The following is a 23,744-nucleotide window of genomic DNA, read 5'->3' as shown; positions in this document are numbered from 1 at the left end:
CCGCGGGCCTCGCGCGAGGAACCGCGGCCGGTGCCGGCTCCGGCGCGCCCACGTCGTCACCCCCGGCGGTCGCCTGCCCTCTCGCCGTCGTCGCCGCTCCGGCCGTTCCGTCCCTTCTCGCCGTCCCGGCCGCCCTGGCGGCCCTGGCCCTCTCGGTCGTCTCGGCTGTCCTTGCTTTCTCCGTCGCCCCCGTCGTCCCGTACGGCGTAGACCTCCACGGACCACAGGGACAGCCCGAAGCGGGTCGCCCGCTCGTCGCCCACCATCCGGACGAAACGGGTGTCGGCCGGGGCGTCCATGCGCACCGTCTCCCGTCCGCCCCGCCCGTCGCGCACGGTCGCGGCCGTGCGCCACCGTTTGCCGTCGGCGGAGACCTGGACGCGGTAGCGGGAGGCGTGGGCGTCCTGCCAGTGGAGCCGCACCTCGCCGACGCGGGCCGGCCGGTCCAGCTCCACCCGCACCCACTGCCCGTCCTCGGCGGGGGAGGACCAGCGGGTGTTCGGGTCGCCGTCGACGACGGCCGCGGCGGGGAAGTCCTCGGTCTCGTCGGCGGAGGAGTCCGCCCGCGCGCCGCGGGCCAGGTCCGGGCCGCCGGTGGGCGGATAGGCGCGGACGGTGAGCGTCGCCTTGCGGGTCTCGCCCTCCGCGGTGGTGAGGGTCACCGGAACGTCGTAGGTGCCCGGTCGCACGTCCTTCCCGGCCCGCACCTCGACGGTCGCCGTCGCCGGGACGCCGCGCTGGAGCGTCACCCTGCGCGGGGCGCGCACCGTGAAGCCCTCGGGCGCCCGCACCGTCAGCCGGCCGCGCACGTCGGTGGGACGGTTGCCGGTCAGCCGCGCCTCGACCGCGGCCGGGGCGCCGCCGATGACGGCGTTGGTCTCGGTGCGGGCCAGCGCCAACTCGGCGCCGGGGCCGTCGGAGTACCAGGGCGTCAACTCGTGGATCACCGGGGCCTTCGAGCCGTGCCGCCAGGCCAGGCGCACGGCGTCCGCCCGCAGGCCGTCGGCCCGCACCTCCGTCCAGCCGTGGTCGGAGAGGTCGCCCAGCTTCTTCCAGCCCTTGCCCGGGACGTGGGCCTCGACGGCGGCCCGAGCCCCCGAACCCGGCTCGGACTGGACGGTGACCACCTCCAGGGAACGCGGCCGGGGCAGCCGCAGCTCCAACTCCTCGGCGCCGGGGGCGGGCGCCCGGGCGGCGCGGAAGGCGGTGGCCGGGTCGCCGTCGACGGCGTCCTTCGGGGAGGAACCGGGCAGCGGGGCGGGGCCGCCGCGCACCCGCTCGCCGGAGCGCTTGGGCTCGGAGGACCGGCCGCCGGAGCCCGACCAGTGGTCGGCGATCCCCAGTGCCTTGTCCACGAAGTCCGGCAGGACGCCCTCGCCGACCGTCACGCCGCTCCTGTCGGCCTCGTCGCGCAGCCGCTCCAGCTTCAGCCGCGCCTGCCAGGCCGCCGCGCCGTCGCCGCGCCGCTGGGCGGCCAGCATGTCCAGGGCGTGCCCGCCGGCCCGGCCGTGGCGCGCGAGCTGCCCCACCCAGGGGCGCGTCTCGTCGGTCAGGGCGCCGTCGGCCACCTCGGCCAGGTGTTCGGGGGAGTCGCGCAGCACCGCGAAGGCGTCGCGCAGCCGGCCCTCCGCGTCGGCGAACCGCTCCTCGTCGTGGCTCGCGTGGGCGTCCCAGTAGGCGTCGAGCAGCGGAGCGAGGTAGGCGGACTCCTCCTCGTCCAGCACGGAGGAGGAGTTGTTGGCGGCGAACGCGCGCAGCGCCTCGCGGGTCTCGCGGTCGACCGTGCCGCCCGGCTCGCCGGCGCCGGCCAGGTCGTCGACGGCGGCCTCCCAGGACTCCTCGGGCCGGTAGGCGCGGGGGTTCCAGGCGTAGTCGGCGACCGTGAACAGCGGGACGCGGGAGGCCGTCGCCTGTTCCATCGCGTTGGCCAACAGCTCCGCCGAACGGTTGGCGACGGCCGGCTCGCGGCCGGTGTACGGGCCGAGGAAGATCCGGTCCGCGGCGTAGTCGTTGACCGGGTAGTTGTCCAGGGTGGCCAGCGGCTGGCGGAAGACGGAGCGCGCCTCGGCCGTCTCGGCGCCGGTGATGGTCGCCGGGACGACGCCGACGCCCGTCCAGGCCACCTCCACGTCCCCGCGCAGCGCCTTCGCGAACGCGCGGCGGTACTCGGTGGAGCCGTCCTGGTAGAACTCGGTCGGCAGCACCGACAGCGGCACCGCGCCCCGCCCGGTGCCGTACCGCTCCGCCAGGTGCGCGGCCAGTTCGTTGGTCAGCTCGGCGTGGGCGCGGGCGGCGGACTCGGGGCCGTAGCCGTAGTGGTCGGCGTCCCGGCCGCAGTGCCACTCGTAGTAGCTCGCGTCCTCGAAGCGGAGCTGGACGGCCCGCACCCCCAGCGCCACCATGGCGTCGACCTTGCGCAGCAGGGCCCGGCGGTCGCCGTCGGAGGCCAGGCACATCGACTGCCCCGGCGAGACGGCCCAGCCCAGCACCACGTGGTTGCGTCGGGCCCGCTCGGCCAGCTCGCGGAACTGCGCGCGCCGCTCGGCGGGGTAGGGGTCGCGCCAGTGGGACTGGCGGAAGGGATCGTCGCCGGGGGCGTACAGGTAGCGGTTCTGCTTGGTGCGGCCCATGAAGTCCAGGTGTGCCAACCGCTCCTCGTGCGACCAGGCCTCGCCGTAGAAGCCCTCGGTCGTGCCGCGCACCGCCGTCGCCGGCCAGTCCCGCACGGTGACCCCGGCGAACGCCCGCCGCCCGTCCTCGCCGGTGACCACCAGTTGCCGCAGCGTCTGCGCGGCGTGGAACAGCCCGTCGTCGCCCACCCCCGCCAAGGCGACCGTGCCGCCGGGGTCCCCCAGGTCGTCCGCCCGGCCGACCGCCAGCCGGTAGCCGCCCGCGGGCAGGTCGCCGCGCTCGGACGCGCGCAGGGCCCGCAGCGCCTGCTCGGCGGGGGCGCCCCCGACCCGCACCACCAGGCCCCGGGCGCGGGACGCCTCGCCGGGCCGCAGGGTGCGCACGTCGCGCGCGCCGGCCGCGCGCAGCGTGTCGCGGACGACGCCGAGGGCGCGGGAGTCGGCGTCCGCGTCGGCGAGCACGGTGACCTCGTCGGTGACGGGGACGGCCGCGCCCCGCCCCCGCAGGGACTGCGGACGCGGCCAGACCGCCGGGACGTCGCCTCGCGCGGCGACGTCCTCCCGGCCGTCGGCGGCCGGTGCCGTGCCGCCGGTCGCGTCCGGACCGGGCGGCGCGGCGTGCGCGCCCGGCGCGCCCGAGAGCAGCCCGCCGAGGAAGGCCGCGACCAGTGCCGTCGCCCCGGTTCGGCGCGCACCGCGGCCATGCGTCGCGTGGTTCACGTCGTCCAGGCCCTTCTCGCCCGCTCTTCTTGCCCGTCCGTGGGGCCGCTCGGACCCGTCCGATCGGGCCCGTCGGCCGCAACGAGCCCACCACCGGCGTGGTGAGGGTGTCAACGGCGGAGGCCGAAGTGTCCGAGTTGTCGTGGGGAGGGTGACGCGAAAGGGGCTTCCGCGGACGCGCGCGGGCGGCGCCGCGGCGGGCGGGCCCACGGCCGGGCGCCGGGGACGACCGACCGTGGGGTCCGGGAAAATCCGGCCATGACAGCGGCTTCGGGTGAATTCTCTGCGCTGACAAGCGCGCGGCACCGTGAAATCATCGGCCGTGGGCCGGGTGACCCGGCTCACGTTGTTCCCTCGAAGGGGACTGGTCCCCGCCGCACTGGGTAGGGCCACCATGTCCGACCGAGAAACGAACGGAGGCCCCCTGTGGCCACGTCCGCCGATCTGCTGACCTTTCCACCCGAACAGAGGCAGGAACCGCTCGACCTCTCCGGTGTGTCCGACCCGGACTCCGGGCTGGGCGGCTCCTGCGTCCACGACTACGCCGAAGCCCCTCTGACCAGCGAACCTCCGCTCGCCGACGCCGCTCCACTGACCAGCGAGCCACCCCTCGCCACCGGGCTTCCCCTCACCAGCGAGCCGACCGGGGTGGGATACGCCGCGGAGCCCGCGGGCATCTAGTACCCCTGGGGGCCGAGGAGAGCCGAGGGAGATCCAGATGGGCCGACTGGCGAGGCTCGCGGCGGCGTACGGCGTCTGCACCTCCTACGAACCGGCCCCGGGCCGTACGGTCCAGGTGCCCGAGGACACGGTCGTGGACGTGCTCGCGGCGCTGGGCGTCGACGCCTCCACCCCCCGAGCGGTCGACAAGGCCCTGGAGCGTCGCGCGCGCGAGGAGGCCGGCCGGTTGCTCCCCCCCACCGTCGTGGTGCGGGCCCGGCACGCCTCTTCGCCCGCCGCTCCCGCCACCGCCGTCCGAAGCGGTCTGCCCCCGCTGCCCGCCGGCACGGCGCTCCACGTGGAGACCGAGGACGGCCAGTGCCTGGAGTGGAGCGCGGACGAACCGGTCGACGACGGCAGGCGGCTGCCGCCGGGCTGCCACACCCTGTACGCCAAGACGCTCGACGGGCGCTCCGCGCGGGCCACCCTGATCGTCGCGCCCGACCGTTTCCCGCCCCTGGAGGAACGCTCCTTCGGCCTGCTCGTCCAGCTCTACTCCCTGCTGTCCTCCCACTCCTGGGGCATGGGGGACCTCGCCGACCTCGCCGACCTCGCCGCCTGGGCCGGACGCGCGACCGGCGCCGACTTCATCCAGCTCAACCCCCTGCACGCGGCCGTCCCCGCCGCGCCGGGCGACACCGTCGACCCCTCCCCGTACCGTCCCTCCTCGCGACGGTTCGCCGACCCCGTCCACCTGCGGGTGGAGGCGGTCCCCGAGTACGCCTACCTCTCCGGCGAGGCCCGTTCGAGGGTGGACGAACTGCTGGCCCGCGCCGCCGAACTGCGCGAGACCACCCTCACCAAGGACGGCACCATCGACCGCGACGCCGTGTGGGCGCTCAAGCTCCGGGCGCTGGAACTGGTCCGCACCGTCCCCCTCAGCCCCGGCCGGCGCGTCGCCTACAACGACTTCCTCGCCGAGCAGGGCCAGGCGCTGGAGGACCACGCCACCTGGTGCGCCCTGGCCGAGGTCCACGGCCCCGACTGGCGTTCCTGGCCCGACGGCCTGGACGACCCGTGCTCGCCCGCCACCGCCCGCGCCCGCAACGACCTGCTGGACCGGGTGGACTTCCACAGTTGGCTGGCCTGGCTCACCGACGCCCAGCTCGCCCGCGCCCAGCGCACCGCCTGCGACGCGGGCATGTCCATCGGCCTGGTGCACGACCTGGCGCTGGGCGTGCACCCCTCCGGGGCGGAGGCCTGGGCGCAGCGGGAGTTCCTGGCCCCCGGCATGTCGATCGGCGCTCCGCCGGACGCCTTCAACGCCAACGGCCAGGACTGGGGCCTGCCGCCCTGGCGGCCCGACGCGCTGGCCGCCTCCGGCTACGCCCCGTACCGCTCGCTGCTGGCCGGGCTGCTGCGCCACGCGGGCGGGCTGCGCGTCGACCACGTCATGGGCCAGTTCCGGCTGTGGTGGATTCCCGAGGGTCGCCCGCCCACCCAGGGCACCTACGTCCGCCACGACGCCGAGGCGATGCTCGGCGTGCTCGCCCTGGAGGCGCACCGGGCGCGGGCCGTCGTCATCGGCGAGGACCTGGGCACCGTCGAGCCGGGCGTCCGCGGCGAGCTGGCCGGACGCGGGGTGCTGGGCACCTCCGTGCTGTGGTTCGAGCGCGACTACGAGGGCCGGCACGCCCCGCCCGGTGACACGCCCCGGCCGCTGGACCCGCACCACTGGCGCGCCGACTGCCTGGCCACCGCCACCACCCACGACCTGCCCAGCACCGCCGCCCGCCTCAGCGGCGAGCACGTCGAGCTGCGCGACCGGCTCGGGCTGCTCGCCGGCTCGCTGGAGGAGGAGCGGAGCCGGGAGAGCCGGGAGACCTCCGAATGGATGGCGCACCTGGCCCGTCTGGGCCTGCGTCCGGAGGGCGAGGGCGACGAGGAGGACGAGATCAAGGCGGTCTACCGCTTCCTGGTCCGCACCCCCGCGAAGATGGTCGGCGTCTGGCTGCCGGACGGCGTCGGCGACCGCCGCCCGCAGAACGTGCCGGGCACCTGGGACCAGTACCCCAACTGGCGGCTGCCCGTCGCCGACGGAGACGGCCGCCCGGTCACCCTGGAGGAGCTGGTCACCTCGCCCCGCCTGCGCTCTCTCCTGGAGACGGTCAGCGACGAGCTGTACGGCAGGCAGGGCACCCGCAGGCGCGCTCAGGGCCACCCTGGACGAGTGGCGCCGCAGGACGTTCGCTAGCGTTGGGACCGTGGACACCAAGGTCACGAACACCAAGAAGGCTCGCACCGCCGTGCGCGCCGGAGCTGTCACCGCCTTCACCGCGCTGACGCTCCTGCTCACTTCCCCCAGCGCCCTCGCCCTCTACCGCGACGACGGCGACCAGCCGGGTACCGGCATCAGCCCGGTCGAGACCATCGGCCTGTTCGTCGTGTTGCCGATCGTCCTCTTCCTGGTCATCGCCGGACTGGTGGTGGTGGGCGACAAGTCCTCGCGCAACAGCGGCCAGATCGCCGGACGGCAGGAGCCGAACCGCGGCTGACCCGCGGTCGGCCCGCGGCGGCCTCCCGGGTGGCAAGTGGCCCACCGAACCGGCCGCCGACCGGCCCTGCCGGGGGGACCGGACGGGTCCGTAGCGTCACCGCGTGACCTCACGGACCCTCCCCACGTCCGCATCCGCTCCCGGACGTCCGCCCTGGCCCAACCGGTCCACTCCGTCGGGACGGCGCGCACCACGTCCGCTCCGCGCTGTACTTCACTCGTGTGTCGTCGGTCCGTCCGCGACCGAGGTCGGCGCCGGCCTCACGCTCGGTCGAGCGGCCGGCGCCGTGGCGGGCGTCCCGCCGGGGCACCTCGCCGATCGGCGCGGGGCACGCGGCACGGCGGTCGCTCTGACGCCGGCGACCGGACCGGCCGTCGCCGTCTTCCTCACCGTCGGCGGCTTCCCGGCCCGCACGGCCGCCGCCGTGCTCCACGCCTGTCGCCGGTGCGGGCTCGGCGCCGCCCGGCAGGCGCTGCTCGCGACCCTGGTCCCGGAGCGGGAGCGCACCCGCGTCCGCGCGTATCCGCAGTCCACCGGAGACGCCGGACTCGCCGTCGGCGCCGCCCCGGGCGGCCCGGCCCTCCACCTGGACACCCCGCCGCGTACCGGACGGTCCTGGTGGTGGACGCCCTCGCCTTCGTGGTGGCCGCCCTCGTCCTGTCGCGCCTGCCGGCCGTCCCGCCCGCCCCGGCCGGAGCGCCCGGCGCCCCGCGCTCGACCGTCCTCCGCGACCGTCGGTACGTGCTGGTCACCGCTCTCCACACGGTGCTGCCGCTCCACATGCCGCTGCTCGGCGTCATCGTCCCGCTGTGGACCGCGTGCAGCGCACCGAGGCGCCCCGCTGGGCGGTGGCGGCCCTGCGGCGGCCCCGGGCGCGGGAGCACGGGTCGGGGAACCGGCCCGGGGCCGGGCTTTTCGAACGGTGAGAAGAGTTCGAACGGTGAGAAGAGGCGGTGAAGAAGTCGGCGAAAGGCGCCCGCCGCCGGTCGGGGACGCGGCGGCGGGCGGGGAGGGGAGGCGCCGCCCGCCGCGGACGGCCGCGGCGGGCGGGCGTTCTCAGTGCTTGCGACCCTTCTTCCGGTCCTTCTCCTCCGCCTTCTTGGCGTCCCACAGGGTGGACTTGAGGGCGTGGAAGGCGGGCTTGCGGACGAAGTCCTCGGTCATGACCGTCGCGGAGCCCTCGCCCTCGAAGAACACCGGGACCCAGGAGTACTTGTCGGTGAAGCCCCAGATGGTGAAGGAGTTGCAGTCCTCCACTGCCAGGCACGCCGACAGCGCGCGCTGGTAGTAGTCGGCCTGCTGCCGCAACTGCGCCTTGGTGGGCTTGCCGTTCGCCGGCAGGTCCATGCGCACGTCCAACTCGGTGATGGCCGTCTCCAGACCGAGCTTGTCGAACCGGCGCAGGTTCTCCTCGAGGCTGCCGGGGAAGCCGTAGCGCAGGCTCAGGTGCGACTGCACGGAGAAGCCGTGCACGGGCACGCCCTGGGCGAGCAGTTCCCGGGTGAGTTCGTAGTAGGCGTCGCTCTTGGCGTTGATGTCCTCGACGTTGAAGTCGTTGAAGAACAGCTTCGCCTTCGGGTCGGCCTGGTGCGCCCAACGGAAGGCGTCGGCGACGATGCCCGGCCCGAGTTCGCGGATCCAGATGTTCTCCTCGGTGCGCAGGTTGCCCTGCTCGTCGAAGATCTCGTTGGCCACGTCCCACTGCTGGATCTTGCCGGCGTAACGGCCGACGACGGTGGTGATGTGCTCGCGGAGGATGGCGCGCAGTTCCTCCTTGGAGAAGTCGCCCTCCTCCAGCCACTCCGGGTTCTGGCTGTGCCACAGGAGCGTGTGACCGCGCACGACCTGCTTGTTGCGCTTGGCGAAGTCGACGATGGCGTCGGCGGCCCCGAAGTCGTAGCGGCCCTGCTCGGGGTGGATGAACTCCCACTTCATCTGGTTCTCGGGGGAGACCGAGCTGAACTGCTTCCCCAACAGCTTCCGGTACTCCCGGTCCGAGGTGAAGGGGTCCGGGTAGTCCTGCTCGAGGTGGTGGCCGCCACCCGCCACGGCGGTGCCCACGTGGAAACCGTCGGGAGCGGCCGAGCGCAGCCGATCGAACTTGGCGTTGGAGTGGGGTGCGGCCTGGTGGCCGGAAGGCGGGGCGGCCGTGGCCGGTGTCACCACCAGCGGCAGCGACAGGGCGGCCGTGGCGAGTGCGGCGGTGACAAGGCGGATGGGTCTCATGGAGGCTCCCTTTTCGGTCGGCCTTCTCAAAATTTCCGGAAAGTTTCCGGACGTATGGCTCACGGACGTTAGGCGGTCGCTGACGAGGGCGTCAATACCTCTGCACGGTCCCGCTGTTGTCGCCGCTCCCCGGGCCCGTGTCCACGGCGTCACGTGGCCCCGCGGCCGGCCGCCGCCGGGGCCCGAGCCGGGCCGGTCCGGCTCGGGGGCGCCGGGGGTGCCGGGGCCGGCCGTGTGCCGGAATGGGGTCTGTGGGGCTCCTTGTGGAGAAAATTCAGCCTTTCGGTTCATTTTCGAGAAGGCCGATCCGCGGTGCTACGGTCTCCGCATGAGGAGCGCAGGCGTCCGCGTCGCTCTTGTCCTCCCGACCTCCTGGGAGTGGTACTTCGAGCCGCAGCGGAAGCATTCGATCGCCGGATACGCGGAAAAGGCGCTGAAGATCTCCGAGAAGATCTCGCCCGGCTCCGGTGTGGATGTGTTCCTGTACGGGGAGCCGGCGAACGACGAGGGAACGGATGTGGTCCGTTCCCGGCTGGAGCCGGGGTCCCTCTCCGAGTGGGTGCGGGAGTGGGGCGTCCGGCCGAACGCCCACCGGAGGCCGTTCGACCGGCCCGTTCCGTCGAACCGGGCCGAGGAGTGCTTCGGCGCCGGCGAGCAGCCCTGGTACGGCAGGCCCCTCTCCGCGGTGCACGCGGTGAGCGAATGGGCCTCCGGCTCGGACGAGTCGACTTTCGTGATCTTCTGGCTCGACCGGAAGGCGGAGACCGAGGAAATGATCCGGTTCATCGGCGAATCCGACGGCGAGAGGATCTTCTGGCAGTTCTTCGGAGATTCCGAGCGGATTTACGAAACATTCTGGAGCAGGGACAGCCTGAGCCGGAGACAGGTGCTCCCCAACGTCTGGTTCTGTTTCGAGGAGAACTGGAGCCGGCGGGCCGTCGTCCGGGGGTTCGCCCAGTGGCGGGAGAAGCTCGCCGCGAAGGCCTGACGGAACCTCGCCGCGTGGGCGGGAGCCGCCCGGCGCCCCTTCCGCGCCGAGGCCGGGAGCCGGTTCCGGACTGCCGTCGCGCGCCGGTCGCGCCGGAGCGGACCGTTACGGCCACTCGGGTACCCGACCCGCGGCCCGTGTCGGGGCGGTGTCTTTTCGGGGTACCTGGACGGGGAGGAGTTCGGGGCCGGGACGTCCGCGCCACAGCTCCGCTCGGGAGGCACCATGAGCGACGGGGAATGGGGCGACGCCGGCGGCCATCGGGACGCGGCCGAAGGGGCCGAGCGCGCCTCGCGGTTCGCCTGGACCGCGATCGCAGGGCTGATGTGGCTGTTCGTCCTGGCCGCGGTGGCGCTCTGCTTCCTCGCCGTGTTCGTCCTCGCGTACGTCGTGTCCGCCGTGGAGTGAGCGCCGTGGAGTGATCCCGGCCCGGACCCGCCCCGGCCACCTTCGGGTTGCCGGGGCGGTGCGGTATCAGGAGGTCGTCGCGCCGAGCCCGTGTTCGCGGGCCTTGCGGAGCCCCGACAGGAACGTCTCCGCGGGCTGGGCGCCGGAGATGGCGAAGACACGGTTGAGCGCGAAGAACGGCACACCGCCGACACCCAGCGCGCGGGCCTCGCGGATGTCCGCCTCCACCTCCCGCGCGTAGGCGTCACCGGTCACCACCCGGCGCGTCTCGTCCTCGTCCAGTCCGATCTCGACACCCAGGCGGACGAGCGTGTCGGGGTCGTCGAGGACCTGCGCCTCGACCAACTGGGCCCGCAGCAGCCGCTCGTGGGCCCGGTCGCCGAGACCGTGCTCCTTGGCGAGGTGGGTCAGCCGGTGCGCGTCGACGGTGTTGACCATGACCGAGCGCTCCAGGTCGTAGAGCAGACCCTCCCGCGCCGCCACCTCGGTGATCTGCGCGTTCATGGCGCGAACCTGTTCGGGGGAGCCGCCGATCTTCTTGGCCAGCATCTCGGGCACCGGCTGCCGCACGCCCTTGGGGAAGGACGGGTCGAGTTGGAAGCTGTGCCAGGTGACCTCCACCTCGTCGGCGTGCTCGAAGTCCTCCAGGGCTCGTTCCAGGCGCCGCTTGCCTATGTAGCACCAGGGACAGACGACGTCCGACCAGATCTCGATCCGCACCGTGCTCGTGGCGCTCGCCGTCCCGTTCACCGTCCCGCTCACAGGGCGCACACCCCGTCCGTGCAGACGGGGGCATCGGCGGAGCCGAGGACGACCATGCCGGAGGCCGCCTCCGTCGCCGCTCCCGTCCCTTCGGTTCCCGTCCCCGGCTCCGGCTTCCGTTCCGCCTCCGGCGGAGTCACCGCTTCCTCCGGCTGGGACACGCTCATCGGTACCTCGCTCGATCGTCGTACGGCCTCGTGGCGCGCGGTGCGCCATCCGCTCGAACCCGGACGACTCCCCTCCGCATTCCCGAGCGGGGAGGACAAGTCCCATTCCTGGTGGTATGTCGTGGAGTGGAACCACTCCGGCGGCATGGCTGCCCCGGCACCGTCCCGCGCCGCACCCGACCTGTCCCGTCCTGTCCGTCCGACCATGCCGCCCGCGCGGTCGTCGGTGTCTCAGCGTCGGGGCAGCAGCAGTTCCGTGTTGCGGTCGCCCGGTTCGCCCGTCAGGGTCGTGCTGCGGCCCGGGGCGTTGAAGGCCAGTTCGCGGTAGAGCGAGGCCAGGCCGGTGCGGGAGAGGTCGTCGAGGTCGGTGCCGTACGGGGCCGCCGACTCGACGCAGGTGGTGAAGAGCGACAGCGTCCCGTCGCGGTTGTCCACCAGCTCGATCACCCGGGCCAGTTGCGGCCAGTCCACGTGCGAGGCCGTGGTGATCTCCCAGAACCCGCCGTGCGGTGTGATCCGGTTGCGGTGGCTGTGCCCGTTGATCCACGCGACCACGTTGCCGTGCCGCTTCAGCAGCGCGAGCAGCTCGGCCCCGCCGGACCGCACGGAGGCGCTGTAGTGGTGGCTGAAGACGAGGACGTGGTCGCCGGCGTGGCGGGCCAGCTCGCGGTCCAGCCAGCGGAGTTGGGACGCGGTCAGGTGGCCCCGGTAGTCGCCGTTCGGGTTGGTGGTGTCCAGACTGATCCCGACGACGTTCTCGGCTATGCGGAAGCTGTAGTACAGCCGCCCCTGGGCGACGGACTCCCGGGTGTACCCGTGTCCGACGGGGCCGGGACCGGCGTACGCCGGGTCCAGGTGCGCCTCGGCGTACTCGCGGGAGGTGAGGGGCGCGCGGGACGGGTCGGGCGTGACGGTGCGCATCGCGCGGGCGTGGGCGCGCAGCAACCGCTTGAGGTCCTCGCCCCGGGTGTCCCGGCCCTCCCGCACCGTCCTGTGCAGTGCGGCGGCCTCGGCCTCCGGCAGGGAGTACAGCTTCCGGTCCCCCACGGCCAGTTCGGCGAAGTACGGGTCGCTCGCGTAGTGGCCGCCGTAGAGGTCGTCGTGGTTGCCGACGGTGGAGTACCAGGGGATGGTCAGGCCGGGGCTGGCGACCTGCGCGATGGCGGCGTCGAGGAAGCCGTCGGCACGGGGGAAGCCGTGCCGCTTGTCCAGGTCGCGCAGCGCGGCTTCCGGTTGCCAGTACAGCGGCAGACCGGAGTTCTGCACGCCCTCGTAGTGCCGCGGGTCGCCGGTGTTGGGGGTGATGCGACCGCCGCTCATCGCGGTGAGGAACCACTCCAGTTCGGCGCGGCAGTTGTTGTCCGTGTTGTCCCCCGTGGTCATCACGAAGGACGGCGGCACGCCGGTGGCCGGGCCGCCGCGCAACGAGTTGACCCGCTCGATCAGCGAGATCAGGCCGTGGACGGTCAACGCCTCGTGCGGACGCCAGGCGCCGGGCTTCCCGGCGCGCTGGTACTCGAAGCGCACCGGGTGCTGCACGTCCGTCACATGGGCGTCGGTGAGGTGGACGAAGGACGCCAGGACGGTGCGCCGGTCCTCGCGCCCCCCGCCCGCGGCGGCCAGGTCCTGCCGCACCACCCGGCCCCAGCCGGGGCCCTCGCCCAGCCGTCGGTAGCCGCCCGTGCCGCGCGGGGTCGCCACGCTCTCCAACGTGGTCCCGGCCGGGGAGGGGGCCACCGGTGTGGGCGTGGGCGTGGGGGAGGGGGCGCCGGTGGGGGTGGGGGCCGCGGCGGGGGCGGCGCCGGCCGGATCGCCGCCCCCGCCGCGGGCCACCCCCAGCCCGGTGGCGATCCCGGCCGCCCCGGCGGCGGTGAGCAGGGTGCGGCGGTCGAGGGCCCGGTGGGCGAATCGGCGGTGACCGGACATGAGCACATCTCCCCGGTTGCGAACGCGAAGTCGCGGGGCGGGGACCTCCCTGCCCACCGGGATCGTCGACAGCCACGGTGACGTTCGGAGCAACGGTGCGGAAACGTCCGACGCCGAACTCCGTTCATGGATCACACGTGTTCGCGACCGCCATGTCTCGCTCGCCGCGCGGTGCGCTTCCGCTCACCGCGCGTTCACCTGCCGTGGGGGGACGTGGCGCCGGTCACTCGCCCTGTTGGTCGTGTGCCGCGGCGATGGCGGCGAGCGCGTCGGCGATGTGGGTCTCGGCGGCGGCCTTGTCGAGCCCGAGGCCGCTGAGCGTCCCCTCGCCGTTCTCGAGCTCCAGCAGCGCCAGCAGGAGGTGCTCGGTTCCGACGTGGTTGTGGCCCAGCCGCAGCGCCTCCCGGAAGGTGAGCTCCAGGGCCTTCTTCGCCGCCGCGTCGAACGGGATGAGCCGGGGCACCTCCCCGGACGCGGGCGGCAGCGCGGCGGAGAGGGCCTGCCGGACGGCGTCCGGGGAGACGCCCTGCGCCGCGATCGCCTTCGCGGCGAGCCCCTCGGGCTCGCTCAGCAGCCCCAGGGCCAGGTGCTCGGGACGGATCTCGGCGTGGCCGGCCGCGCGAGCCTCCTCCTGCGCCACCACCACGACCTTCCTCGCCCGGTCGGTGTACCGGCCGAACCCCTGGGAGGGATCGAGGTCCGGCGCGGAGCCCTTGGGGACGAAGCGCTTCTGCGCCGCCTGCTTGGTGATGCCCATGCTGCGGCCGATGTCGGTCCAGGAGGCGCCCGAGCGCCGGGCCTGGTCGACGAAGTGACCGATGAGGTGATCGGCCACCTCGCCGAGGTGCTCCGCGGTGAGGACCGCGGTGGAGAGCTGTTGGAGGACGTCGGTGTGGGTCTTCTTGATCCCCTGGATCAGGTCGTCGAGTCGGACGGAGTCGGGAATGCGCACGGGATTCTCCATGCGTCAACCCTAGGTTGACGCATGGGGGCCGTCAACCCGAGGTTGACGATTGGTCGCCGCGGCTCCCGGTCCCCACGCCCCTCGTGGCGGAAGCGGCCGTACTCCACCGCCCGCGGAGCGGCGAAGGCCTCCTCCGCCGCGACCGCCGCGCGTCCCGGGCGCCGGTGGGAGCCGGTGGGAGCCGGTGGGAAAGGTCGTCACGTTCGCGAGAGCCGGCGTGCGAGGATGGCCGGACACAAGCGGAGAAGAAGGAGATGACGCAGGTGCCTGGTACGAACCTCACGCGCGAGGAAGCGCGGGAGCGGGCCCGTCTGCTCGAGGTGGACGCGTACGACATCGAGCTGGACCTCTCCGGAGCGCAGGAGGGCGGCACGTTCCGCTCGGTCACCACGGTGCGCTTCGACGCCCGCGAGGCCGGAGAGAGCTTCATCGATCTGGTGGCCCCCACCGTGCACGAGGTCGTCCTCAACGGAACCTCCCTCGACCCGGCCGAGGTCTTCGCCGACTCCCGCATCGCCCTGCCCGGTCTCGTCGCCGGACGGAACGAGTTGAAGGTCGTCGCCGACTGCGCCTACACCAACACCGGTGAGGGCCTTCACCGCTTCGTCGACCCGGTGGACCAACAGGCGTACCTCTACACGCAGTTCGAGGTGCCCGACGCCCGCCGGGTCTTCGCCGCCTTCGAGCAGCCCGACCTCAAGGCGACCTTCGCCTTCACCGTCACCGCCCCCGAGGGCTGGACGGTGATCTCCAACTCGCCCACCCCCGAACCGCGGGACAACATCTGGCGGTTCGAACCGACGCCGCGGATCTCCACCTACATCACCGCGCTGATCGCCGGCCCGTACCACGGCGTCCACAGCGTCTGGGAGAGCGGCAAGGGCGACGGCCGCACCGTGCCGCTGGGCGTCTACTGCCGACCCTCCCTGGCCGAGCACCTCGACGCGGAGGCGATCTTCGAGGTCACCCGGCAGGGCTTCGACTGGTTCGAGGAGAAGTTCGGCATCCCCTACCCCTTCGCCAAGTACGACCAGCTCTTCGTCCCGGAGTTCAACGCGGGCGCGATGGAGAACGCGGGCGCGGTGACCATCCGCGACCAGTACGTCTTCCGCTCCAAGGTGACGGACGCCGCCTACGAGACGCGGGCCGAGACGATCCTCCACGAGCTGGCCCACATGTGGTTCGGCGACCTGGTCACCATGGAGTGGTGGAACGACCTGTGGCTGAACGAGTCGTTCGCCACCTACACCTCCATCGCCTGCCAGGCCGCCGCACCCGGCAGCCGCTGGCCGCACGCGTGGACCACCTTCGCCAACTCCATGAAGACCTGGGCCTACCGCCAGGACCAGCTCCCCTCCACGCACCCGATCATGGCGGACATCAAGGACCTCGACGACGTCCTGGTCAACTTCGACGGCATCACCTACGCCAAGGGCGCCTCCGTCCTCAAGCAGCTCGTCGCCTACGTCGGCGAGGACGCGTTCTTCCGCGGCGTGCGGACGTACTTCAAGCGCCACGCCTGGGGCAACACCCGCCTGACCGACCTGCTCACCGCGTTGGAGGAGACCTCCGGCCGGGACTTGAAGGCCTGGTCCAAGGCGTGGCTGGAGACCGCGGGCATCAACGTGCTGCGCCCGGAGATCACCACCGACGACGACGGGACGATCACCTCCTTCGCGGTGCTCCAGGAGGCCCCGGCACTGCCCGCCGGCGCCAAGGGCGAGCCCGTCCTGCGCCCCCACCGCATCGCCATCGGCTCCTACGAGCTCGACGGCGGCAAGCTGGTGCGCACCGGCCGCGTCGAGCTGGACGTGGACGGCGAGCGGACGGAGGTGCCCGAGCTGGTCGGCACCCTCCGCCCGGACGTGATCCTGCTCAACGACGACGACCTGTCCTACGCCAAGGTCCGGCTCGACGCCGAGTCGCTGGCCACCGTCACCCGGCACCTGGGCGACTTCGCCGAGTCGCTGCCGCGCGCCCTGTGCTGGGCCTCGGCCTGGGACATGACCCGCGACGGGGAGATGGCCACCCGCGACTACCTGGAGCTGGTGCTCTCCGGCATCGACAAGGAGACGGACATCGGCGTCGTCCAGTCCCTCCAGCGGCAGGTCAAGCTCGCCCTGGAGCTGTACGCCGCGCCGAGCTGGCGCGAGACCGGCCTGCTGCGCTGGTCCGAGGCCACCGTGGAGAAGCTGCGCGCCGCCGAGCCGGGCAGCGACCACCAGCTCGCCTGGGCGCGGGCCCTGGCCGCCACCGCCCGCACCGACGAGCAGCTCGACCTGCTCGCCGGGCTGCTGGACGGCGGCGAGAAGATCGAGGGCCTGACCGTCGACACCGAGCTGCGCTGGGCCCTGCTCCACCGGCTGGCGGCCACCGGACGCGCCGACGAGGCCGCCATCGAGGCCGAGCTGGAGCGCGACCGGACGTCGGCGGGCGAGCGGCACGCGGTGTCGGCGCGGGCGGCCCGGCCGACGGCGGAGGCCAAGGCGGAGGCGTGGGCGTCGGTCGTGGAGTCCGACAAGCTGCCCAACGCGATGCAGGAGGCCGTCATCGGCGGCTTCGTCCAGACCGACCAGCGGGAGCTGCTCGCCCCGTACACCGCCAAGTACTTCGACGCGCTCAAGGGCGTGTGGGAGTCGCGCAGCCACGAGATGGCGCAGCAGATCGCGATCGGTCTCTACCCGGCGGTCCAGGTCACCGAGGAGACCCTGCGGGCCACGGACGCCTGGCTGGAGTCGGCCGAGCCCAGCGCTGCCCTGCGCCGCCTGGTCGTCGAGTCCCGCGCGGGCATCGAGCGCGCCCTGAAGGCACAGGAGGCGGACGCCGCCGCGGCGGTCTGAGAGCCGCCGACCCGCTTCGTCGGGCCGCGCTCCCCGCACGGGGGCGCGGCCCGACGGCGTTCCGGCCCCTGCCCTGTGAAGCCCACCGCCGAAGCCCCCGCCGAACCCCGTCGAACCCCCCGTCGAACCCCCCGCCGGAACCCGCCGACCGTCGGGCCCGCCCGCCGGCCCCAGGGAGAGGCGTCACCGGGGCAGGACCGTCACATACGCCGTCGGCTCGCGCTCCGGCGCGGTCATCAGGGCGGTGCGGACCACGGCGGCCTGCTGCCAGGGATGGTCGCGGAGCTTCGCCGGGGTGATGTGGAGGACGGAGATCCCCAGGCGCTCCAGGGCCTCCCGCTTGCGGGCGTACCGGGACCACGTCGCGCCGCCCTCGACGGCCGTCCCGTGGCAGGAGCGGGTGTCGAGCTCCACGGCGACGGCCTGCTCGGGCCAGTAGGCGTCCACACCGCCCAGGTGGGGGCCGTCGGGCAGTCGCAGATCGACGTTCCAGCAGGGCTCGGGCAGGCCGTGGGAGCGGACCAGACCGTACAGCAGGCTCTCGGCCACCGCCCGGCTCTCGGCCAGCACGGCGTCCACGGCCTCCGCGACGTGGGGCCGGCTCAGCAGCCGGGCACGGGACAGTTCGCGGACGAGGGCCGGGGCCTCGCAGTGCCCCTCGCGCACCGCCTCCGTCAGCAACGGGCGCACCGCCGTGGCGCCGTCCGGACGGCCGACGGCATCGGCCAGGGCGCGCTCCACGGGGGCCACGGGCAGGCCGGTGACCTGCCGGGGACGCGGCAGGGACCGGGTGCGCACCACCCGCGCGCACCCGATGGAGCGCAGCCGCCGGGTGCGGGGGACCAGGATGTCGACGTGCTCCAGGGAGAGCAGCGGGGGAGTGGAGGAGAAGCCGTACAGGGCGAGCGCGGCCGGCCCGGTGATCATCGCCTCGGGCTCCTCGACGGCCGGGGGGACGAAGGAGGCGGCGCACGGAGCGCCCGTCTGGGCGGGGAAGCGCTCCCTGCTCGCGTACAGCAGCACCGCGCGCAGCCGCTCCTCGCTGGTCGGCGGACCCGGATGGAGCAGGTAGACGCCGGGCAGCGGCATCTGCCAGGGGCCGCCCGGCCGGCAGCGCTCGTCGGCGGTGGCGGCGGAGACGCCCTGCTCGCGCAGGGTACGGGCCGTCACCACCCGACGCTCCACGTGCGGCAGGGGACGGACGGGACGGGGGGAGAGCGGGGCGTTGTTCATGTCCCCGCGATTCCCGTCCCCGTTCCGCCGGCCAACCTCTGTTACGCGGCTGTCGACGAATCCGGACAAGCCTGTCCTCAAGCGTGGGCGTTCGAGTGCCGATCGGGAGCGGACGGCTCACACGTCGGAGACGGGGCGGAGACCGGTGACGGAACAGGCCGTGTCACCGTCTGTCACCGTCCTCCGTGCGCCCGCCCGGCACGCTCCGGCGTGCCGGGGCGTGCCGGGTTGTGCCGGGCGGGCGCTCGGTTCGGCCCCGAGCGGGGCCGGTGGACGGATCAGGCGCCCGCCGCCGCGTCGCACCGCTGCGCCCGCAGGGCCCGCGCCGTGTCGTCGCGGGCCTCCAGCACCAGCCGCCGCAGCGCCGGGGGCGCGTCCCGGTGGCTCTCCAGCCAGGCGTCCGTCAGCTCCAGCACGGTCCGGCTGTCCTGGAGGGCGGGGTACAGGCCGCGGACGATCGCCATGCCGATCTCGATGGACCGCTCGGCCCAGACCCGCTCGATCGCCTCGAAGTACCGTCGCGCGTAGGGCGCCAGGAGTTCCCGCTGCCTCGGCTGGTCGAAGCCGGAGATGGTCGCCTCCACCAGCGCGTTGGAGAGCCGGTCGGAGTCCACCACGTCCGTCCACGCCCGCGCCTTGACCTCGGGGTCCGGCCGCGAGGCCAGGCAGCGCACCTGGTGCCGCTTGCCGGAGGCGGTGTCGTCGCGGGCCAGTTCGGCCGCCAGCCGCGCCTCGTCGGCGACACCGTGGGCGGCCAGGGGCTCCAGGAGCGTCCAGCGCAGCTCCTGGTCGACCTCCAGCCCGTCGATCCGGCCGGTCCCCTCCAGCAGCGTGTCCAGCAGGCGCAGGTCGGGCTCGTCGTGTGCGACGGCCGCGAAGAACCGTGCCCAGGCGAGCTGGTGGTCGCTGCCCGGCTCGGCCTGCCGCAGATGCCGCAGCGCGCCGCGGGCGAGGGCGCGACCGCACTCCTCGCGCGCGTCGGGCGCGACGTAGTGGACCAGGGCCGTGCGCGCCCAGGCGTGCAGCATCTGCACCACGCCGATGTCGCTCTCCTGGCCGCCGAAGCGCAGCAGCAGGTCGAGGAAGTCGCGGGCGGGCAGCAGCGCGTCGCGGGTGAGGTCCCACAGCGCCGACCAGCACAGGGCCCGCGTCAGGGGGTCGGTGATCGAGCCCAGGTGCTCGCGGAGGGTGTCCAGGGACGCCTCGTCGAAGCGGACCTTGCAGAACGTCAGGTCGTCGTCGTTGACGAGGATCAGCTCCGGCCGCTCGGCCCCGGTCAGCTCCTCCACGACCGTCCGCGCACCGGTGACGTCCACCTCCGCGCGGGCGTAGCGCTCCAGCGGACCGCCCGCGCTCTGCCGCCGGTACAGGCCGACCGCCACCCGGTGGGGGCGCAGCGTCGGGTGCTCCTCGGGCGCCTCCTGGACGACGGCCAACTCGGTGATGCGGCCCGAGGAACCGTAGGCGACGCGCGGCGTCAGGGAGTTGACGCCCGCCGTCTGGAGCCACGCCCGCGCCCAGGCGGACATGTCGCGTCCGGAGGTCTCCTCCAGGACCGCCAACAGGTGTTCGAGCCGGGTGTTGCCCCACTCGTGGCGCTTGAAGTACCGGCGCGCGCCCTCCAGGAAGGCGTCCCGCCCCACATAGGCGACGAGCTGTTTGAGGACGGAGGCGCCCTTGGCGTAGGTGATGCCGTCGAAGTTGAGTTTGGCGTCCTCCAGGTCCCGGATGTCGGCGGTGATCGGGTGCGTGGAGGGGAGCTGGTCGGCGCGGTACGCCCACGCCTTGCGGCGGTTGGCGAAGGTGATCCAGCCATCGGCGAACCGGGTGGCCTCGACCATGGAGAAGGTGCCCATGAAGTCGGCGAAGGACTCCTTGAGCCACAGGTCGTCCCACCACTCCATGGTGACCAGGTCGCCGAACCACATGTGCGCCATCTCGTGGAGGATGACGTTGGCCCGGTTCTCGTAGGCGGCGCCGGTCACCTTGCCGCGGAAGACGAACTCCTCGCGGAAGGTCACGCACCCCGGGTTCTCCATCGCGCCGAGGTTGTACTCCGGCACGAACGCCTGGTCGTACTTGCCGAACGGGTACGGGTAGTCGAAGTGGTCGTGGAAGAAGTCCAGGCCCTGCTTGGTGACGGTGAAGACGTCCTCGGCGTCGAAGTGGCGGGCCAAGCCCTTGCGGCACAGCGCGCCCAGCGGGATCACCAGTTCGCTCCCGTCCGGCAGGGCACGCCGGTAGACGTCGGTGACGTGGTGGTACGGGCCGGCGAGAACGGTGGTGATGTACGTCGAGATGGGCTTGGTCGTCGCGAACCGCCACACGGCCGCGCCGTCGCCGATCGGCTCCGGCTCCCCTTCGCGCGCGCCGTTGCTCAGCACCGTCCAGTCGGCGGGGGCGGTGACGGTGAAGGTGAAGGGCGCCTTGAGGTCGGGCTGTTCGAAGTTGGCGAAGACCCGTCGGGCGTCGGCGGGCTCGTACTGGGTGTAGAGGTAGGTCTCGCCGTCCTCGGGGTCGACGAAGTGGTGCATCCCCTCGCCGGTGCGGCTGTACGCGCACCGCGCGTCCACGATCAGCGTGTTCTCGGCGGCCAGGCCGTCCAGGGCGACGCGCGTGCCGTCGAACACCTCGCCGACGTCCAGTTCGCGGCCGTTGAGGGTCACCGAGGAGACCGAGGGCGCGAGCAGGTCGGCGAAGGTGGAGGCGCCGGGCTCGGCGCAGCGGAAGCGGATCGTGGTGGTGGAACGGAAGGTGCGCGGCCCGTGCCCGGTGTGGGGCCCGATCGCGGACCGTAGATCGAGCGCGACTTCGTACCCGTCCACGGTCAGCAGCCGGGCACGTTCCCGGGCCTCGTCGCGGGTCAGGTTCTCACCGGGCACGTCGTGACTCCCTCGTCTCACATGTCGAACACGGAAGAGCCAGGATCGCATGTGAGGTGCTCCACCATGCGCTCGACCGTGCCCCGGACGGCGTGGCCGGCGCCGCGGCCGGGAATGCGGCGGGCCGTCCCCGACGTTCTCCCGGGAGCGTGTCCCGCGGTCGTCCGCCTCCTGCCGCCGACGTCCGCGGGCGACCACCGCCGATCGTGTGAACCCGTGTGAACCCGTGTGAACCCGTGAGACCCCGCGAGACGAGGAGAACCACGTGCCCCAGACGTCCGAGAACGCGACCAGAACGCCGGCCGACTTCTGGTTCGACCCCCTGTGCCCCTGGGCCTGGATGACCTCCCGGTGGATGCTGGAGGTGGAGAAGGTCCGGCCCGTCGACGTGCGCTGGCACGTGATGAGCCTGGCCGTGCTCAACGAGAATCGGCTCGACGAACTGCCGCCGGAGTACGTCGAGTTGCTGCGGACCGCCTGGGGCCCGGTGCGCGTGCTGATCGCGGCGGAGCAGAAGCACGGCACCGAGGTGCTCGGCCCGCTCTACACCGCCCTCGGCACCCGCTTCCACAACCAGGGGCGTCCCGCCGAGCGCGAGACGATCGTCGACGCCCTGGCGGAGGTCGGCCTCCCGGAGGAGCTGGCGGACGCGGCGGACACGGACGTGTACGACGAGCGGCTGCGGGCCTCGCACGAGGAGGGCATCACCCTGGTCGGCGAGGACGTCGGCACCCCGGTGATCGCCGTGCCGGGCGCGGACGGGAAGCAGGTCGCCTTCTTCGGTCCCGTCGTCACCCCGGCCCCCAAGGGCGAGGCCGCGGCCCAACTGTGGGACGGCACGCTGCTGGTGGCCTCCACTCCGGGCTTCTACGAGCTGAAGCGGACCCGCACCGAGGAACCGCGGTTCGACGACTGAGCGACGGTCGAGCGACGACTGAGAACGGCCGAGCCGGTCCTCCCGGCCCGGCCCGAGGGACGGGCACGGCCCCGCGCACCGAGGCGGCGCGGGGCCGTGCCCTTCTCCGTCCGGCGCCGGGGCCGTGTTCTTCGCGGGTCCTTCGCGGCGGTGACGGTGAGAAGACGATCACGTCCACGGCGGACGTCCCACGACGGGGGCGGGGACGGCACACGGCCGGCGGGCGACGAACCTTGTTGCACGCTATGCGCAACAAGCAATCTCCGGCAACAAGGCGTGCACTCCGGCCGATGGAATCCGGCCGGGCTACCGGGCGCGCGCCGCCATCCGCTGCCGGAGCAGGCCGACGGCGGCCAGGGCCAGCGTGAGCCCGGCGGTGAAGGCGAGCTGGACGCGGGTGTCGTCCTGGCGGAGCATCAACAGCAGCACCACGGCCACCCCCGCCAACGACGCCCAGGTCAGCGCGGGGAACAGCCACATCCGCACCACCAGCCTCTCCGGCGCCTCGCGCTCCAGCCTCCGGCGCGTGCGCAACTGGGAGACCGCGATGAAGCTCCAGACCACCAGCACGGCCGCGCCCACCATGTTCAGCAGCCAGGTGAACACGGTGTCGGGCCACCAGAAGCTCAGCAGCACCGCGAAGAACCCGAAGGCCGAGGAGGCCAGCACCGCCCGGCGCGGCACGCCGTCGGAGACCTTCCCCAGGAAGGCGGGGCCCTCGCCCCGGCGGATCAGGGAGTACGCCATGCGCGAGGCGCCGTAGATGTTGGCGTTCATCGCCGACAGCAGGGCGACCAGCACCACGACGTTCATGATCTGCGCGGCGGCCGGGATGCCCAGGTGGTCCAGCACGGCGGCGTACGGGCCGGACAGCACCGACTCGTCGTGCCAGGGGATCAGCGTGACGATCACCAGCATCGAACCGACGTAGAAGACGGCGATGCGCCACATCGCCGTGCGCACGGCCTTCGCCACGCCCCGCACCGGGTCCTGGGACTCGGCCGCCGCGATGGTCACCGTCTCCAGGCCGCCGTAGGCGAAGAGGGAGGCCAACAGACCGGCCACCAGACCCTCCGCGCCGCCCGGGAAGAAGCCGCCCTCGCCGACGAGGTTGGCGGCGCCGGGGGAGTCGGTGCCGGGCAGCAGGCCGAGCACGGCCGCGACGCCCAGCAGGAGGAAGAGGACGATCGCGGCGACCTTCAGGGCGGCGAACCAGAACTCGTACTCGCCGAAGTTCCGCACCGACAGCAGGTTGGTCCCGCAGAAAACCGCCATGAACACGGCGACCCACAGCCAGTCCGGCGTGCCCGGGAACCACTTGGTCACGATCGCCGCGGCGCCCAACGCCTCCGCGGCGACGGCGACGCACAGCAGCGTCCAGAAGATCCACCCGGAGGTGAAGCCGGCCCAGGGGCCGATCGCGCGTTCGGCGTGCACGGAGAAGGAACCGGAGGCGGGGTGGGCGGCCGACATCTCGCCGAGCATCCGCATCACCAGCATCACCAGCAGCCCGGAGGCCGCGTACGCCAGCACGATCGACGGGCCGGCGGCGGCGATGCCCGCACCGGAACCGACGAAGAGGCCGGCGCCGATCACGCCGCCGAGAGCGATCATCGACAGATGCCGCTGTCGCAGACCGTGGGTGAGGGAGGAGCGTTCGGAGCCGGCCGGAGTCTCGGGGGGAGGGGTCTCGGCCTTCAGATCGGGTGTTCCGGGCATGGGGATGGAGTGCCGTCCTGGAGGGGTCGAGGATACGGAACAACGTGTTCCGGATCGGGCCAGTGTGGTGGCGGGTCCCACCCGAGGGCAAGAGGCACGCTCCTTGTCCGGCATACGGACACCCCGGTGACCCTCCGTACACCCCGGT

17 protein-coding genes are annotated in these 23,744 nt (G+C 73.3%); 8 read left to right on the top strand and 9 right to left on the bottom strand.

The genetic code is table 11. The annotated features are described in order from the left end of the window. Window positions 1–56: 56 nt before the first annotated feature. Window positions 57–3,350 carry a beta-N-acetylglucosaminidase domain-containing protein gene (locus IF47_RS0107400; protein ID WP_245641030.1) on the bottom strand — a complete coding sequence of 1,098 codons (3,294 nt, stop codon included), beginning with the start codon at window positions 3,348–3,350 and terminating at the stop codon, window positions 57–59. A 426-nt stretch (window positions 3,351–3,776) separates the two neighbouring features. Between IF47_RS0107400 and IF47_RS0107395 the strand changes: the two genes are divergently transcribed. The 4 genes from IF47_RS0107395 (at window position 3,777) to IF47_RS28605 (ending at window position 7,522) form a co-directional block, all read left to right on the top strand. Further along, entirely contained in the window at window positions 3,777–4,031 is a 255-nt protein-coding gene (locus IF47_RS0107395) for a hypothetical protein (RefSeq protein ID WP_031507505.1), read from the top strand. A gap of 37 nt (window positions 4,032–4,068) precedes the next feature. Further along, complete coding sequence (gene malQ / locus IF47_RS0107390) at window positions 4,069–6,264, top strand: 4-alpha-glucanotransferase (protein WP_078591622.1); 2,196 nt, start codon at window positions 4,069–4,071, stop codon at window positions 6,262–6,264. Between the two features lie 10 nt (window positions 6,265–6,274). Next, entirely contained in the window at window positions 6,275–6,565 is a 291-nt protein-coding gene (locus IF47_RS0107385; RefSeq protein ID WP_051717184.1) for a hypothetical protein, read from the top strand. Window positions 6,566–7,186: 621 nt separating this feature from the next. Continuing rightward, window positions 7,187–7,522 (top strand): hypothetical protein, encoded by a 336-nt coding sequence (locus IF47_RS28605; RefSeq protein ID WP_157839927.1) that lies wholly within the window; start codon window positions 7,187–7,189, stop codon window positions 7,520–7,522. A 99-nt stretch (window positions 7,523–7,621) separates the two neighbouring features. Here IF47_RS28605 and IF47_RS0107375 read toward each other — a convergent pair whose 3' ends face one another. Beyond that, entirely contained in the window at window positions 7,622–8,791 is a 1,170-nt protein-coding gene (locus IF47_RS0107375) for an endo-1,4-beta-xylanase (protein ID WP_031507502.1), read from the bottom strand. 328 nt (window positions 8,792–9,119) lie between these two features. On the opposite strand from IF47_RS0107375, the gene IF47_RS0107370 reads away from it, so the two are divergent. Beyond that, on the top strand, window positions 9,120–9,779 hold the full coding sequence (locus IF47_RS0107370; RefSeq protein WP_031507501.1) for a VWA domain-containing protein: 660 nt from the start codon (window positions 9,120–9,122) through the stop codon (window positions 9,777–9,779). A 225-nt stretch (window positions 9,780–10,004) separates the two neighbouring features. Then, entirely contained in the window at window positions 10,005–10,187 is a 183-nt protein-coding gene (locus IF47_RS0107365) for a hypothetical protein (protein ID WP_031507500.1), read from the top strand. 66 nt (window positions 10,188–10,253) lie between these two features. Here the strand turns inward: IF47_RS0107365 and IF47_RS0107360 are convergent, their stop codons facing one another. From IF47_RS0107360 to IF47_RS0107345, 4 genes are all read right to left on the bottom strand, one after another. Further along, window positions 10,254–10,949, bottom strand: a complete 696-nt coding sequence (locus tag IF47_RS0107360) for a DsbA family oxidoreductase (protein WP_245641029.1) — start codon at window positions 10,947–10,949, stop codon at window positions 10,254–10,256. Continuing rightward, complete coding sequence (locus IF47_RS31420) at window positions 10,946–11,116, bottom strand: hypothetical protein (protein ID WP_157839926.1); 171 nt, start codon at window positions 11,114–11,116, stop codon at window positions 10,946–10,948. The genes IF47_RS0107360 and IF47_RS31420 overlap by 4 nt, the downstream gene beginning before the upstream one ends. A gap of 231 nt (window positions 11,117–11,347) precedes the next feature. Further along, window positions 11,348–13,042, bottom strand: a complete 1,695-nt coding sequence (locus IF47_RS0107350; protein ID WP_031507498.1) for a TIGR03767 family metallophosphoesterase — start codon at window positions 13,040–13,042, stop codon at window positions 11,348–11,350. A 223-nt stretch (window positions 13,043–13,265) separates the two neighbouring features. Further along, window positions 13,266–14,006 carry a Clp protease N-terminal domain-containing protein gene (locus tag IF47_RS0107345; RefSeq protein ID WP_031507497.1) on the bottom strand — a complete coding sequence of 247 codons (741 nt, stop codon included), beginning with the start codon at window positions 14,004–14,006 and terminating at the stop codon, window positions 13,266–13,268. Window positions 14,007–14,269: 263 nt separating this feature from the next. Here IF47_RS0107345 and pepN (IF47_RS0107340) point away from each other — a divergent pair, with 263 nt between their 5' ends. Further along, entirely contained in the window at window positions 14,270–16,846 is a 2,577-nt protein-coding gene (gene pepN, locus IF47_RS0107340; RefSeq protein ID WP_031507496.1) for an aminopeptidase N, read from the top strand. A gap of 183 nt (window positions 16,847–17,029) precedes the next feature. Here pepN (IF47_RS0107340) and IF47_RS0107335 read toward each other — a convergent pair whose 3' ends face one another. Together IF47_RS0107335 and pepN (IF47_RS0107330) are read right to left on the bottom strand one after the other, a co-directional pair. Then, window positions 17,030–18,079, bottom strand: coding sequence for a hypothetical protein (locus tag IF47_RS0107335; RefSeq protein ID WP_031507495.1), 1,050 nt, complete (start codon window positions 18,077–18,079; stop codon window positions 17,030–17,032). A 278-nt stretch (window positions 18,080–18,357) separates the two neighbouring features. Beyond that, a complete protein-coding gene (gene pepN, locus IF47_RS0107330) occupies window positions 18,358–20,961 on the bottom strand; it encodes an aminopeptidase N (RefSeq protein WP_031507494.1) in 2,604 nt (867 codons plus the stop codon). A gap of 265 nt (window positions 20,962–21,226) precedes the next feature. Here pepN (IF47_RS0107330) and IF47_RS0107325 point away from each other — a divergent pair, with 265 nt between their 5' ends. Further along, the gene (locus tag IF47_RS0107325) at window positions 21,227–21,877 is read left to right on the top strand and encodes a mycothiol-dependent nitroreductase Rv2466c family protein (protein ID WP_031507493.1); all 651 of its coding nucleotides are present in this window, start codon (window positions 21,227–21,229) and stop codon (window positions 21,875–21,877) included. A gap of 306 nt (window positions 21,878–22,183) precedes the next feature. Here the strand turns inward: IF47_RS0107325 and IF47_RS0107320 are convergent, their stop codons facing one another. Beyond that, on the bottom strand, window positions 22,184–23,596 hold the full coding sequence (locus IF47_RS0107320; RefSeq protein WP_031507492.1) for an amino acid permease: 1,413 nt from the start codon (window positions 23,594–23,596) through the stop codon (window positions 22,184–22,186). Window positions 23,597–23,744: the final 148 nt, after the last annotated feature.

The sequence above is a fragment of the Streptomyces megasporus genome, from assembly GCF_000718985.1.
Classification (GTDB): Bacteria; Actinomycetota; Actinomycetes; order Streptomycetales; family Streptomycetaceae; genus Streptomyces; species Streptomyces megasporus.
The sequence above is the reverse complement of the archived record's forward strand: the minus strand, read 5'-3'. Positions and strand labels throughout refer to the sequence as shown.